The 13,569-nt window shown below is 56.0% G+C and carries 11 protein-coding genes and 1 tRNA gene; 9 read left to right on the top strand and 3 right to left on the bottom strand.

Translation table 11 applies throughout. The features are described from left to right. Positions 1-295 precede the first annotated feature (295 nt). Positions 296-1,552: a polyhydroxyalkanoate depolymerase gene (gene phaZ / locus WC612_02585; protein MFA6279662.1), complete on the top strand. Its 1,257-nt coding sequence runs from the start codon at positions 296-298 to the stop codon at positions 1,550-1,552. A 139-nt stretch (positions 1,553-1,691) separates the two neighbouring features. On the opposite strand, the gene WC612_02580 is transcribed toward phaZ, so the two are convergent. Further along, entirely contained in the window at positions 1,692-2,177 is a 486-nt protein-coding gene (locus WC612_02580) for a TrmH family RNA methyltransferase (protein MFA6279661.1), read from the bottom strand. An 89-nt stretch (positions 2,178-2,266) separates the two neighbouring features. Between WC612_02580 and WC612_02575 the strand changes: the two genes are divergently transcribed. Next, positions 2,267-3,529 (top strand): methyltransferase, encoded by a 1,263-nt coding sequence (locus WC612_02575; protein MFA6279660.1) that lies wholly within the window; start codon positions 2,267-2,269, stop codon positions 3,527-3,529. 95 nt (positions 3,530-3,624) lie between these two features. Then, complete coding sequence (locus tag WC612_02570) at positions 3,625-4,137, top strand: hypothetical protein (protein ID MFA6279659.1); 513 nt, start codon at positions 3,625-3,627, stop codon at positions 4,135-4,137. On the opposite strand, the gene cysE is transcribed toward WC612_02570, so the two are convergent. Together cysE and WC612_02560 are read right to left on the bottom strand one after the other, a co-directional pair. Further along, entirely contained in the window at positions 4,119-4,913 is a 795-nt protein-coding gene (cysE, locus tag WC612_02565; protein MFA6279658.1) for a serine O-acetyltransferase, read from the bottom strand. The genes WC612_02570 and cysE overlap by 19 nt on opposite strands. Positions 4,914-5,204: 291 nt before the next feature. Next, positions 5,205-5,290: transfer RNA gene (locus WC612_02560), tRNA-Tyr, on the bottom strand. Between the two features lie 122 nt (positions 5,291-5,412). Here WC612_02560 and rlmB point away from each other — a divergent pair. The 6 genes from rlmB to WC612_02530 all read left to right on the top strand — a co-directional run bounded on the left by rlmB (position 5,413) and on the right by WC612_02530 (position 13,568). Beyond that, a complete protein-coding gene (gene rlmB, locus WC612_02555; GenBank protein ID MFA6279657.1) occupies positions 5,413-6,699 on the top strand; it encodes a 23S rRNA (guanosine(2251)-2'-O)-methyltransferase RlmB in 1,287 nt (428 codons plus the stop codon). Positions 6,700-7,105: 406 nt separating this feature from the next. After that, entirely contained in the window at positions 7,106-8,899 is a 1,794-nt protein-coding gene (locus WC612_02550; protein ID MFA6279656.1) for a secretin N-terminal domain-containing protein, read from the top strand. A gap of 12 nt (positions 8,900-8,911) precedes the next feature. Then, on the top strand, positions 8,912-9,568 hold the full coding sequence (locus tag WC612_02545) for a prepilin-type N-terminal cleavage/methylation domain-containing protein (protein MFA6279655.1): 657 nt from the start codon (positions 8,912-8,914) through the stop codon (positions 9,566-9,568). A gap of 207 nt (positions 9,569-9,775) precedes the next feature. Beyond that, positions 9,776-10,609 carry a type II secretion system protein gene (locus WC612_02540; protein ID MFA6279654.1) on the top strand — a complete coding sequence of 278 codons (834 nt, stop codon included), beginning with the start codon at positions 9,776-9,778 and terminating at the stop codon, positions 10,607-10,609. A 5-nt stretch (positions 10,610-10,614) separates the two neighbouring features. After that, positions 10,615-12,354 (top strand): GspE/PulE family protein, encoded by a 1,740-nt coding sequence (locus WC612_02535; GenBank protein ID MFA6279653.1) that lies wholly within the window; start codon positions 10,615-10,617, stop codon positions 12,352-12,354. Further along, a complete protein-coding gene (locus WC612_02530; protein ID MFA6279652.1) occupies positions 12,351-13,568 on the top strand; it encodes a type II secretion system F family protein in 1,218 nt (405 codons plus the stop codon). The genes WC612_02535 and WC612_02530 overlap by 4 nt, the downstream gene beginning before the upstream one ends. Position 13,569: the final 1 nt, after the last annotated feature.

Genomic DNA, 13,569 nt, shown 5'->3' with positions numbered 1-13,569 from the left:
CTTTTCTATCAATGTGTTAGTCAAAAAACGCTCACCACAGTTGCGCTGGCGTGGAATAGTGCCTCTCAGTCGCCATCAGAACAAAGTTAATGCCGTAACACCTTGAAATATAACAATACTGACTCGATTTTGACCACACACTAACCCATTGATTTTGCTGTGTTTAGCAAACTTCGACCGATTTTGGATTCAAAATCGGTTATTTTTGGCAACGTCCTTCTCCGACATCCTGTTTACAGTCGGCATTAACCATAATAGCCTAACGTCACCCTCCGCTTTGAACCCTTGTGATTCGATGTTCCTGTACCAGTTACTAGATATGCAAAATATGGCGCTGGCGCCTTGGAATAGCGTGGCGCGGTTTATGGCGCAAACGCTAAAAAGCGCCCAATGCCCAACCTCGCGCTATGAGTGTGGCCGCGCTTTAGAGGCGCAGATAGCGATGTTTGAGCGCAGCACGCGCTTTCACGAAAAGCCCCCTTTCAATATCAAGTCAACGAAGTTTCGCGGCGAGCCGATTGAGGTTGAGATTAAGACGGTTCACAAAACGCCGTTTTGCCACTTGCTGCACTTTGACCGCGCCACGCGCCATCCCGAAATCGCGCAACATCTGGTGGGCGATCCCAAGCTTCTTATCATCACGCCCATGTCGGGCCATTTCGCGACGCTGATGCGCGGCACGGTTGAGGCCATGCTGCCGTCCCATGACGTTTACATTACAGACTGGGTTGATGCGAAGAACGTTCCCCTTTCGCAAGGCTACTTCGATCTTGAGGATCAGATTGGTTATCTGATGGACGTGATCCAGTCGCTTGGCGCTAACCTTCACCTTCTGGCGATTAGTCAAGCGTCAGTCTCAATCTTATGCGCGGTTGCGCTTTTGGCAGAGCAGGAAACGCCGGTCGAGCCTCTCTCTATGACGTTGATCGGCGGCCCCATCGATGCGCGGGGCCAGCCCTGCGCTCTTAGCGAAGAGGCCAAAAGCCATTCCCTGTCGTGGTTTCGCACCGCGCAAATCCAGATGGTTCCGACTTATTATGCGGGCGCGTTCCGGCGCGTTTATCCCGGCATAATGCAGCTTCTTGATCGCATGGCCATGTCTTTAGACAGTCATATTACAGAGCAAGTCCAGTATTATCGGCATCTTGTGCGCGGGGACGATGATGCTGTCGAAGCGCATGAGGCCTTCTATAACGAGTTTCTGGCCGTGATGGATGTGCCGGAAGAATTTCACCTTCAGTATATTGAACGCGCCTATCAACGACACGATCTAGCGAACGGCTCGTTTGTCTGGCGCAGCAGCAAAGTGAACCCCGCCACCATCACCAAGACAGCACTGCTCACTGTTGAAGGCGAGCTTGACGATCTATCGCCCGCAGGACATACACGCGCGGCGCTTGACCTTTGCAGCAACCTTCCGGCTGAAATGAAACAATCCCATCTTGAAATCGGCGTCGGCCATTATGGCGTGTTTAACGGGCGCAAATGGCGCAACAACATCCAGCCGCTTGTCCACCAATTCATCCGCAAGCATAGCGCCACAGGAGAATAGCCCTGCCTTAAGGCCTGTTCGTAATCTTGAACCAGCAAAGGATTTTTGTTTGTTTGCGAGGATCGCAGCGCAAGCGTACGTTAATGTACGTGCGCAGCGAACCGCAGGAAACGGGCAAAAAGTCAACGCTGGGGCAAGATTACCTCTTGACGCGTGCGCCTTGCGTAACGGGCCTCTCCGCAAACGAGCCAAGAGAGATCATCCGATCATAAAGGCACAAAGCCCCCGCCACACCGACATTGACACAAAACTTCATCGGGATTTTCACGATATGATCGCAGCGCGCCACCAGCGCGGGCGAGAGGTTGCCTTTCTCTGGCCCCAGAACATAGGCAGCGCGAAGAGGATGGCGGAACGTCGGCAAATCCACCGCCTCGTCCAAAAGCTCTACCCCCACCAGCGAGCAATCGTCGGGAAGTGTAAAGGCCTCGACATTCTCATGGGCATAAAAAGGCATATGAATGGCCGCGTGTGACGTGTCCGACGTGCGAATGTTCTGGTAATCCAAGGCCGAGCCGATGGTAAAGAAAAAGCTGGAGCCAAAAGAATGGGACGTTCGCACCAGATTCCCAAGGTTAAAGCTTTTGCTAATACCTTCTACTCCCACGCCAAAATAGCCCCGCATTGATGTCGTCCTTTTTTGCACTAATTATTAACGAAGCGTGACTATACTGCGGCTTCTCCTATAAATCAAAAAGCAAAACAGAAGCCGTTATGACCATCCTAGAGCTCACGATTGACGATGTCGGCACGCAAGGCGATGGCATTGCCCACCACGGGAATGAAACTATCTTCATCTCGGGCGCGTTGACGGGTGAACGTGTTCGCGCTGATGTTCCCGATAACGACAATATGGTTAAGCGCGGTCAGCTTCTGGAAATTCTGATCCCCTGCTCTCTTCGCAACGACCCGCCCTGTGTCCACTTTTCAAAATGCGGTGGTTGTCAGTTCCAACACATGAAGGACGGGGCCTATACCAACGTCAAGCTAGGCCAGTTGCAGCAAACCTTGATCCGCGCCGGCCTTCCCCTCCCGTCCATGATGCCCGTCGTCACCACGGCCATCCAAACGCGCAGGCGCGCCCGCTTTGTCGCGCATCGCGATAAGACAGGACTCGTAACTCTTGGCTTTAACGAATGGCGCAGCCACGCCATCGTTCCCATCACCATGTGCAGTGTTATGCTGCCTGCCATTACGGCACTGCTAGAGCCTTTGAAGAAGCACCTTTCCCTTTGGCTGCCCCAAGACATGGGGTGCGATATTCAGGTAACGGCTCTGCCTGACGGACTTGATGTTGTGCTTATTGGCGGCCCCAAGCTGGAAATGGATCAAAGGCACAATCTTGCCGCGCTGGCCCAAGCCTTGGGCGTCGCCCACCTGTCTTGGCGCAAGTGGGACCGCAGCCCCGTCGAGCCCATCGCCCACGCCCACCCCCTGACGGTTCGCTTTGGCATAACACAATTGCCTTTTCCTCCGGCGTCCTTCCTGCAGGCCACCGAGGCTGGAGAATCCGCCCTCATCAACTTCGCCACCACGCATGACGAAAAGGGAATGCGCGTTTTAGACCTTTTCTGCGGTCTTGGGGGCTTCGGCCTGTCCTTTGAAAACGTCAAAAGCGTCCACTTTGCCGATCTGGACGGCCCCGCTATCGAATCCCTCCAACGCGCGGCACAGGCATCAGGGCGTTATCAGGTCAGCCTGCGGAACCTGATGGGCGATCCGTTCACAACGGGCGAATGCAACGACTATAATCTGGTGATCTTTGATCCGCCGCGTAGCGGCGCCAAGGCCCAAGCTGCGCATCTGGCCCAAAGCGATGTCCCCGAAATCGTGGCCGTCAGCTGTGATCCGGCCAGCTTCGCCCGCGATGCCAAAATACTCATTCAGGGCGGCTATACCTTGGAAAAAATGCTTCCCGTTGACCAATTCCTATGGTCCCCGCATATGGAGCTGGCGGCGCGGTTTACCAAGAAATAATTTCTCAAAGGCCTATATAGTCTATTGAATTGAAGGAAAAAAATTGCCAGTATGATTCGTTATTTTGCATGATTCTGTTTTACGAGGTCCTTCCCATGACAGCATCTTCCCCCTTTCTTTATTCAGTGTACCCGCAACAAGTAGACGCTCGCGAGATAAAAAACGCGATAATGTGCTTTAAGGAAGGCCTTGATATTCTATCACATCATCCTGAATCTGGGATTCGATACTTCCACGGCCTCACGGGAAACAACAAAGTCCATAGTGTTTTCAACACCAATGTTCCCAGCGGCCCTATAAGCTATAGCAATGGCAAATTAGCCCCCATCTACTTTTCTCTTACCATAGGACATAGCTTATCGCCACGAAAGGGAACGGTTTTTACTCACGCCACCCATTTGTTCCATTTATTCCATTGCAACCATGATCCCCTTTGCACTCCAGTAACGCCAATAGACGACACCTTAGAATCTTATATACACGCCGCCTTAAAAACCATTGAGCGTGAAGCGAAGCGCTTCGGCCTTCTGCCTTCCAAGCCTTTCAATCCTTACTACAACGCTTATAAAAGCAAGCCTGTTTCTTATACTCAATGCGCCAACGTCTGATCCATCGCCTTGGCGGGATCTTCGCTGCGAGGACGCCCCACAATTTCCGCTGGAACGCCCGCCACAGTCACATGCGGCGGCACGTCCTTAAGAACCACGCTCCCCGCCGCTATGCAGGCTCCCTGTCCTATCTCGATATTGCCCAAGACCTTCGCGCCCGCACCCAGCATCACGCCTCGCCGCACCTTGGGGTGACGATCCCCCTGCTCATTCCCTGTGCCGCCCAGCGTAACACCGTGCAAAATCGATACGTCGTCCTCGACCACTGCCGTCTCGCCGATCACCACGCCTGTCGCATGATCCATCATCAGCCCCGCCCCCAACTTGGCCGCCGGATGAATATCAACGCCAAACACGACGCTGGAGCGATTTTGCAAATAAAGCGCCGTATCCCGTTGCCCCTTATGCCAATAAATATGCGCGGCGCGATAGGTCTGGATGGCCTGCACGCCCTTGAAAAACAGCAAGGGACGCAGCAATCCCTCTGCCGCCGGATCGCGAGCCCTGACGGCCAGCAAGTCACGCGCCGCCTGATCGATCACGGCAGGATCACCATCAAAGGCTTCGAACAATAGACGCCGCAAAGAATCGTAATCGATAAAGGGACTAGCCAGCTGGTACGCCAAAAGGCGGGAAAGCATATCGCCAAACCCTGCTGACACCTCAAACAGGCGCAACAAGGCGGCGGCAACAGGGTCGCCCTTACCGACAAAGTAATGGGATTCAGAACGAAGACTTTGCCAAACAACGCTAGCCGAAGAAGGGGTATGATCCATGGAGAGCCTCATAAAAACAGAAAAAGACGGAATAAACCAAGCGCGCGCGTCAATGGATCAACAACACGCAGCGGCCAGACGGTTTATTTTTCTGTTCAAAGCTTTCATGCCTTTAATGGTGTCAGAAAGTCCCCAGCCTCGTCAAGGCTCCTTTTTGCTTTCGCCGTTGCGCCATCCTTTGGGGGAGTAGCCCATAACTGGCTTGCCGAGGCGTAGCAAGCGCGGCAACCAGCCCGTCTTCGCCCGTTGGGCTGCGCCGTGGCATTCTCCCCAAGCTGCGCTTGCGAAGAATGGTGGAAGGGACAGGATTTGAACCTGTGTACTCGTAAGAGGGCAGATTTACAGTCTGCTGCCATTAACCACTCGGCCACCCTTCCACATTTTTGTCCCACATCACAGTGGGAAGCAGCCAAATAACGGATTTTACTTGCGCTTGTCAATCCCACAGGCTTGAGTAGGACACAAATTCTTCAAGATTGTCTCAAGAAAGCAAAAAATCATGAAAAGCAGCCCGCGTAAGCCGACAGGCAAGCCCACAGGACGCCCCTCAACTGGCGCCAAACGCCCTTCCTTTGGAAAGTCCTTTAGCAAGCCTACGGGTGGCCGCAAGACGGAAGGCTCTGCGGACAAGCGCCCCCGCCGCTTTGATCGCGCTGGGGAAGGCGCTTCATCGGGAGAAGAGCGCAAACCGACCTCACGCCCGGCTTCACGATTTTCCAAGAAGCCTGCGTTTGGCAATCGGGATGATGGGCGTCCCGCAAGCAGAAGCACAGGCAGGGATGCGGATAAGCGCCCGCGCCGCTTTGACCGCGCCGAAGAAGCCGCGCCTCGTGGAGAAACGCGCAAGCCAACCTCACGCCCAGCTTCACGCTTTTCCAAGAAACCTGCGTTTGGCAATCGGGATGATCAGCGTAGCCCAAGCGCTACGGACAAGCGTCCGCGTCGCGCTCCGCCCCGCGAGGCTGCCGCCCCTACCCTCTCTGCCGCTGCGCCTCGCTCCTTTGAAAAGCGCCGCCCGATGCAGCCCAAGCGCGAGAGCCTGAACCGGCAAGGCATTCTCCTTTGGGGGATTCATGCGGTGCGTGAGGCGTGGCTTAATCCCAGCCGCCAATGCCATCGCCTATGGACGACCGAGGCAGGCATGGCCGCGATGCAAGAAGCGCTGGACGAGGCGACGGCCAAAGGCCTTACCCGTCCCCCCCCCCTTTCATCGGAAAAGTCAGCCATTGAACATTTCCTGCCGCATGGCAGCGTGCATCAAGGTGTCGCGTTAGAGGTCGAACCTCTGGCAGAGATGAGCCTTGACGATCTACTGGGGCAAGAGAACGCGCCCACGCTGGTCATCATTCTGGATCAAGTGACCGACCCGCACAATGTCGGTGCGATTTTGCGATCCGCCGCCGCGTTTGGCGCGGGTGCTGTGATTGTGACCGAGCGCAACGCGCCATCGGCCACGGGCATTATGGCCAAGACCGCAAGCGGCGCGGCTGAGCATGTGCCGCTTATCTCCGTCGTCAATATCGCACGCACCCTTGACGCGCTGAAGGCCGAGAATTTCTGGTGCGTTGGTTTGGCCGAAGAAGGCGAAAAGGATTTAAGCGAATCCAAACTTTCCGAGGGCCGTGTCGCGCTGATCATGGGAGCCGAAGGCGAAGGCCTGCGCCGCCTGACGCGTGAGCGCTGCGACGATCTTGCCCGCCTGCCCACAAGCGGACGCATCGGCAGCCTCAACGTCTCCAACGCCACCGCCATCGCGCTGTATGAGGTGAAAAGGCAACAGGGGTAATGCCCTAATACCAACGGCACGATAACGTGACTCATTAAGAGATAAAACAAACGGGATTCCCGCTTTGCCCTTTCGCCCGCCGCAAGTGCGGCGGGACGAGGGCGCGGGAATGACGGATTTGTTTTTAATATCAATCCACAAGCGTCATCCCCGCGACCTGTCGCGCCGAAGCTGCGAAGCAGCGTAGGGGGAAAGCGGGGATCCCGTTTTCTTATTTTTTAAATGGATCATTCCAAATGGCGGTTGGTATAAGGTTTAATTATCCACAGATAAGTGGTGTTATCCACAACCCCTACGAGCGTTAATGCTTTGACATACACCCCTATTCCGTTCAGTTTCTTTCATCGCTATAATTTGTAGTGTTTTTGTGAAAAAGAAACGGGAACGGTTACGCGTGAGTGCTTTCTTGAAGACATCTTTGACTGTTTTGAGCCTGTGCCTCTTCTTAGTCTCCTGCACCAATACTTTTCCCCCTGACAAGATTGACCCTGCGGGCAATATGGACCGCGCGGATTATTTGGCGCTCCGCCATCGCGGTGAGCCGAAGGAAAAAAAGAACCTTCCTTTGGAAGAGCCTCCCCCCATTCCCGATTTGGAATCGGCGTTGCAGCTGCCGCCTTTATTGCTGGATGCGCCGCCCCCTATCCCTGCTTTGCCTGAGGCCATTTCTCCCGAAAGCCTTTATAACCCCGATTTGCCGGACAAAAAAGTCAGCGTGACGATTTCGGATTCTGTTCCCTTGCGCGATATATTGATTGAGCTGGGCCGCGAGGGTGAGGTCAACCTAGAGATTGACCCGCGCATCGAAGGCAGCATTATTTTTACCGCACATGAGCAGCCCTTTGACACTGTTTTGCGCCGCATTTGCGATCTGGCGGGCCTACGGTACAAAGCGGATGGCGCGTTCGTGCGGATCGAAGTGGATGAGCCCTATCAACGCACCTATGCCCTCGATCACCTGAGCCTGTCGCGCAAAACGACCAGCGAAGTCACCATCGCCACGAACGTCTTTGATGTTGATGTCGCGGGCGCGAACGGAAGCAGCGGAACCAGCAGTGGTGGGGGAAAGAGCGGCAGCGATAACAACTCAACGTCGAAAATCGCGGCAAGTTCGGACGCTGATTTCTGGAGCGAGGTTGAAAAGTCTTTGCCGCAAGTTCTCGCCACCGCCGTTAGGAACAAGCCTTTGACAACGAGCCGTGCAGGCGATGCCAAACAGGAATCCAATTTCAGCATTGATCGTCAAGGCGGCCTTGTCACCGTGTATGGCAACAGCCGCCAGCAAGAAGCCGTCGCAGCTTTTCTCACGCGCCTAGATCAAAAGGCCTCGTCACAAGTGTTGATTGAAGCGCGGATCGTCGAGGTTGAGCTATCCGATGAGTTCCAAAGCGGCGTCAACTGGTCAACATTGTTTAAAGGCGCAACGGGCCTAGCCGCCAATTTCGGCGCACCAGGGGTGGGCGTAGCCATGACCGCCGCCTCAACGGGTCTTTTTACGGCCTCGCTGGATACCAAGGATTTTAACGGCATTTTAAGTCTGGTACGCACCTTTGGCACGACGCGCGTCTTGTCCTCACCGCGCCTCACGGTCATGAACAACCAGACTGCCGTCCTAAAGGTCGCCCGCAACGAAGTCTATTTCCTGACCTCGGCGCAGTTTCCGACCACGACAAACGCCAGCGGTGTTGTTGTGTCGGGCACGCCCGTTTTTTCCAGCACACCGCGCACCGTTCCCGTCGGCCTTGTCATGACGGTGCAACCGGCCATCAACGCGGACAGCAACCGCGTGACGATGACCTTGCGCCCCACGATCTCGCGCGTGATTGATCGCGTGAATGATCCTTCCATTGGGCTTAACGCCGCCAACGCGGGCGTCACCAACCCCATTCAATCGAAAATACCCGTGTTAGCGGTGCGCGAGATGGACTCCGTCCTTCAACTGCAATCGGGCGAAGTCGCGGTGATGGGCGGGTTGATGCAAGACAGCTCGGAAAATTCGGATCAAGGCGTGCCGCCTTTTGACGCGCTGCCCGTCGTCGGCAACCTTGCCAAATCACGCGATAACCAAGGCACAACCAGCGAGCTTGTGATCCTTCTTCGCGCCACGATTTTGAACAACGCCACACCCGACAAAGCCGATACTGACCTGTACAAAAAATACAACAACGATCCTCGCCCTCTTCCCCTTCCCCAGCGCTAGATGGAGATAAAAGTGAAAAACAAAACGACGCAATCCGGTTTTACCCTTGTCGAGCTTTCCATCGTTCTGGTCATCATTGGTCTGATTATCGGCGGCGTGCTGACGGGACAGCAGATTATCCAAAACGCCCGCATCACCAACGCGATCAACGGCATCCAAGCCTATCAAGGGCAACTGCAAACCTATACCCAAAACTATGGCGCGTTAGCGGGCGACGATCCCAGCGCGACGACGCGCTTTTCTTCGATGACGCAAAGCGCGAATGGCAACAATGATGGCAAGATCGGGACGGCCAGTTCCTTTGACACGACGACGACAACGGGAACAGCCAGCGAGAGCCTGCATGTTTGGGCGCACCTTCGCGCGGCGGGGCTTGTGAAAAATCAAGTAACGGGTGGCACGACGGCCATTCAGCCCCCCAATCCTTTTGGTGGCGTGTTTGGTTTCCAAAATGGCGCGTTTGGTGGTGTCTTCACGACGACCGTTTTGTGCTTGGACAAAGTCACGGCGGGCGCGGCGCAAGCCATCGACGCAAGGCTTGACGACGGCACGAGCAACGCGGGATCAATCCAAGCCACGCCCTACACAAACGCCACGGGCAGCAGCGCAAACGCGCCCATAACGACCTATAGCGACGACACGACCTATACGATGTGCGTAAGGATTTAAAAGCGAATGAGACGCTCTCTTCGCAAAACAATTCAAGGGCTCATCATAAACCCACCCTCCCCTCCGTCATTCCGGCGAAAGCCGGAATCCAGCGCCGCGCGTCCGCGCGGCATAAAAGGTTGGTTGATAAAAAATAGACTAATTTCTCATGTTTTTGACTCATGCGCGCCGTGGACACGGCGCAACTGGATACCGGCTTTCGCCGGTATGACGACGCTAAACCGAATTCATAGAAAAGCCTTTACACTTGCCGAGATGAGCATGGTGCTGGTGATTATCGGTCTTGTGATCATGATCGTGTTTCCCGCCCTGACCACCTTTCGGCAAACCATGCAAGTCAGCGCTACGCAAAGCAATTTGCAGGCGTTGATGCGGGCCTCTGCCGCTTTTGTGCAGGCCAATGGCTGCCTGCCCTGCCCCACACCCGCCGCCACGACAGGGGCGGGCTTTGGGCGCGTGCGCGGCGATACCGTTACGTCATCTTGCGGAACTTGTTCTGTGGCCGAGGGTATCGTGCCCTTTGTCTCGCTAGGCGTTCCCACACAAACGGCTAAGGATGGCTGGGGTCGCTGGATTACCATGCGCGTCGATCCGGCGTTGACCATCAACTTCGGCGTCGTGCCACCAACAGCCCTTTGCATGGCGGGGGACACCACGCCCTTATGTGTCACAGGCGAAAGCCGCAAAGGCCTATGCCAAGCCAATCTGCCCTCCTCTAATCGCATTGCTGTCGCAACCGTTGGCGGCGGAACGCAGCAAGCGGCGATCCTCTTCCTTAGCCACGGCGCGAACGGCTGGGGCGCGTTCAAGGCCGATCCTCTCATCAGCGCAGGCCTTAATGATCATCTCTTTAAAGGCGCGCTTACACCATGCTCGGCCACAGGAGGCTTTGAGCGTTGCAACGCAAACAGCGATCTGGCGTATGTCGAGGCTCCCTTTTCAAACGACCCCGCCGCGCCGTATGACGACGTGATGGTTTATGCGGGACGCGACGCGCTCGTCACCGCCCTTGGCAATCCAGCCTGTCAAACGACATGGTGACAAGCATGAAAGCAACCGCCCAAGCCTTCGCTTTTGATGATGACAGCCTGACAGAGGTCGAGGTTCTCCCGCCCTTGCGCGCGCCTCTTAAGTTTGGCGAGCGTCTGGTGCGCGAGAAAATCATAACGCCCGATCAGCTTCACATCGCCCTTCATGAGCAAGCCAAAACACGCCTTATGCTGGGTGCAACGCTTATTGGGCTTGGTTTTTTGGATCAGGAAAGCCTTGCCAAGGCGCTGGCGCGGCATGCGGGCGTTTCGTTCCTGCCTTTGGACGCCATCGCGCCCGACCTTGCGTTGCTGGAAAACTTTTCGCCGCATCAGGTCAGGAGAGCAAAGGCGCTTCCCCTATCGCTGACGGGAAAAACCCTGACCGTCGCGCTGGCTGACCCGTTCGATCTGGTCGCGATTGATGAGGTTCATCGCGCCTTTCCTCTAGCCACGACGCTCTCTCTTTGCGTCTCATCGCAAGCCTCGCTTGACGCCTTTCTGGACAGTCTTACAGCGCGGGCGGACAGCCTTTATGATCTTTTGCATGAGATTGAGTCCACAGCGTCCCCCGCCAAGGCAGAGGCGGAGCATCCCGTTATCCGCCTTGTCGATCACCTTTTGGCCGAAGCCATCCGGCAAGGCGCATCCGATATTCATTTTGAACCCGAAGAATCTTTTGTCCGCGTGCGCTATCGTATCGATGGCCGCCTTCGCCAAATCCGCGCCATTCATCTGACTCACTGGCCTGCGCTGTCCCACCGCCTGAAGATTATGGCTGGCATGAACATCGCCGACACACGCAGCATCCAAGATGGCCGCTTTCAAAAACAACAGGGCGATAGCGTGGTCGATTGCCGCGTGGCGATCATGCCGACGGTGTGGGGTGAAACCATCGTCGTGCGCCTTTTGGATCATAAAAAATCCCTGCTGCCGCTGGAATCCTTGGGCTATAGCGCGGCGACGCTAGTACGCCTTCAAGCTATGACGGACAAACCGCAAGGCATCACGCTGGTGACGGGGCCAACGGGCAGCGGCAAGACAACCACGCTTTATTCTATGCTGAAGAAAATAAGCACGCCCGACGTGCATATTGCGACGTTGGAGGAGCCAGTTGAATATCAGCTGGAGCTAATCCGCCAGACCTCCCTTACCGATGGCCAGAATCTCGATTTTGCGGCAGGCGTGCGCGGCATCTTACGTATGGATCCCGATATTATCCTGATCGGCGAAATCCGCGATCCCGAAACCGCGCAGATGGCGCTTCGCGCCGCGATGACGGGTCACCAAGTCTATACGACACTGCACAGCAATGATGCGCTGGGGACTTTGCCGCGCCTTATCGATCTGGGCCTTAACCCGCGAGTCCTTTCCGGCAATCTTTCGGGCTTAATCGCGCAGCGCCTTGTCCGCACGCTCTGCCCCCATTGCCGGCATGAGCGCGAGGCCACCCCCGAAGAGCAAGGCCTTTTCAGCGCGTTTTGCCTTGACGCGCCACAGCTGACCGAAGCCGAGGGATGCGAGGCGTGTGGTCACACGGGACGCATGGGACGCAGCGTGATTGCCGAAGCGCTTCCCATCACGCCCGCGCTGGATGACCTAATCGCGGCCAAAGCGCCCCGCGCCGCGCTGCTGGATGCCGCCCGCCGCGAGAGTTTCGTCACGATGCAACAAGATGGCCTAAGGCGCGTTATGACGGGAGACATTGCCTTGGACGATCTGCGCCGCGCCGTTGATCTGACACGGGGACGGCCATGACCGCCTTTGCCTATCGCGCGGTGAATGCGGCAGGACGCTTGCAAAAAGGCCTGATGACAGCGGCGAATGAGAACGATCTGGCCAGCCTTTTGCGCCAGCAGGATATGGAGCTGATCGACGCCCGCGAACGGCGCGAGGGGCCGCCTTCCCTTTGGGTCAACCCGTTCAAACCCACATTGCGAGGTGAAGAACGCCTTCTCCTCTGCGGGCAGTTGCGCGATCTTTTGAAAGCGGGCCTGCCTTTTGCGCAGGCGCTTCACCATGTTCTTCAAGCCATGCGTGATACGGCCCTGCGCCACCCTTTGGACGAGATTGAAAAGAAACTCTTAGCGGGAGCCTCCATCACGCAAAGCTTTGAAAGCGTCCCCTTTCTATTCGACGCGGTGGCCCTGTCCATCCTTCGCGCGGGTGAGAAAAACGGCGACCTTGCGGAAACCTTCTCGCGCCTTGCCCGCCATTTTCAAGAACAACAGGCGCTGAGAAAACAACTGCGCCGCGCCATCCGCTATCCCTTGTTTCTGATGGTCGTCGCGCTGAGCGTAACGGGCTTTATGATGACGTTCGTCGTGCCTCAACTCATCGCTTTTTTGACAAGCTTGGGCACGACCTTGCCGCCCATGACCCTCTTTTTGATCAGCAGCGCCGATTTGTTCGCAACCTTGTGGTGGGCGTTGCCTCTTGCGGCACTGACACTGGCTGTTCCCCTCGTCCACCTACGCCGCCGCCATCACGCCGTAAAAATCACGACGGATCGCATCCTTCTTTCCCTGCCCGTGGTTGGCGTTCTTCTTCAAAAAATCGCGCTGTCGCGCCTGACGGCAAGCTTTGCTCTTTTGATCAAGGCGGGGTTAACCCTGCCCGAAGCCTTAGAGACGGCAGCACCAACCTGTGTCAACGCCGCGCTAGAGGCACAAGTGGTAGAGGCTAAAAACAGCCTTTTAACAGGCAAGCCCTTGTCCCAAGCGACGGCCACGCTGTTTGATCCGCTTATCACGCAGAGATTGATCGTCGCCGAGAAAAGTGGCACGCTAGAAGCCGTGCTAGATGACATCGCAGCGGGCTTTGAGACGCAGGCCAAAGAATCCATCGACGCCTTCCTTGGCGCGTTAGAGCCTGCGCTTACCCTGTCGGTCGGTGGGTTGTTGGCATGGATTGTTCTGGCTGTTCTGGGGCCTGTCTATGGCTCGCTCACGCCACTTGCGCAGGGAATGTAAG

Source organism: Bdellovibrionales bacterium, from assembly GCA_041662785.1.
GTDB lineage: Bacteria > Pseudomonadota > Alphaproteobacteria > UBA9219 > UBA9219 > UBA8914.
Note: the sequence above shows the minus strand (reverse complement) of the source record. Positions and strands in the feature narration are given on the sequence as shown.

What these genes read in the sequence shown, in the direction of transcription:
- phaZ (MFA6279662.1), top strand. Translation starts at nt 296, where the DNA reads ATGTTCCTGTACCAGTTACTAGATATGCAAAATATGGCGCTGGCGCCT.
- WC612_02580 (MFA6279661.1), bottom strand. Translation starts at nt 2,177, where the DNA reads ATGCGGGGCTATTTTGGCGTGGGAGTAGAAGGTATTAGCAAAAGCTTT.
- WC612_02575 (MFA6279660.1), top strand. Translation starts at nt 2,267, where the DNA reads ATGACCATCCTAGAGCTCACGATTGACGATGTCGGCACGCAAGGCGAT.
- WC612_02570 (MFA6279659.1), top strand. Translation starts at nt 3,625, where the DNA reads ATGACAGCATCTTCCCCCTTTCTTTATTCAGTGTACCCGCAACAAGTA.
- cysE (MFA6279658.1), bottom strand. Translation starts at nt 4,913, where the DNA reads ATGGATCATACCCCTTCTTCGGCTAGCGTTGTTTGGCAAAGTCTTCGT.
- rlmB (MFA6279657.1), top strand. Translation starts at nt 5,413, where the DNA reads ATGAAAAGCAGCCCGCGTAAGCCGACAGGCAAGCCCACAGGACGCCCC.
- WC612_02540 (MFA6279654.1), top strand. Translation starts at nt 9,776, where the DNA reads ATGACGACGCTAAACCGAATTCATAGAAAAGCCTTTACACTTGCCGAG.
- WC612_02535 (MFA6279653.1), top strand. Translation starts at nt 10,615, where the DNA reads ATGAAAGCAACCGCCCAAGCCTTCGCTTTTGATGATGACAGCCTGACA.
- WC612_02530 (MFA6279652.1), top strand. Translation starts at nt 12,351, where the DNA reads ATGACCGCCTTTGCCTATCGCGCGGTGAATGCGGCAGGACGCTTGCAA.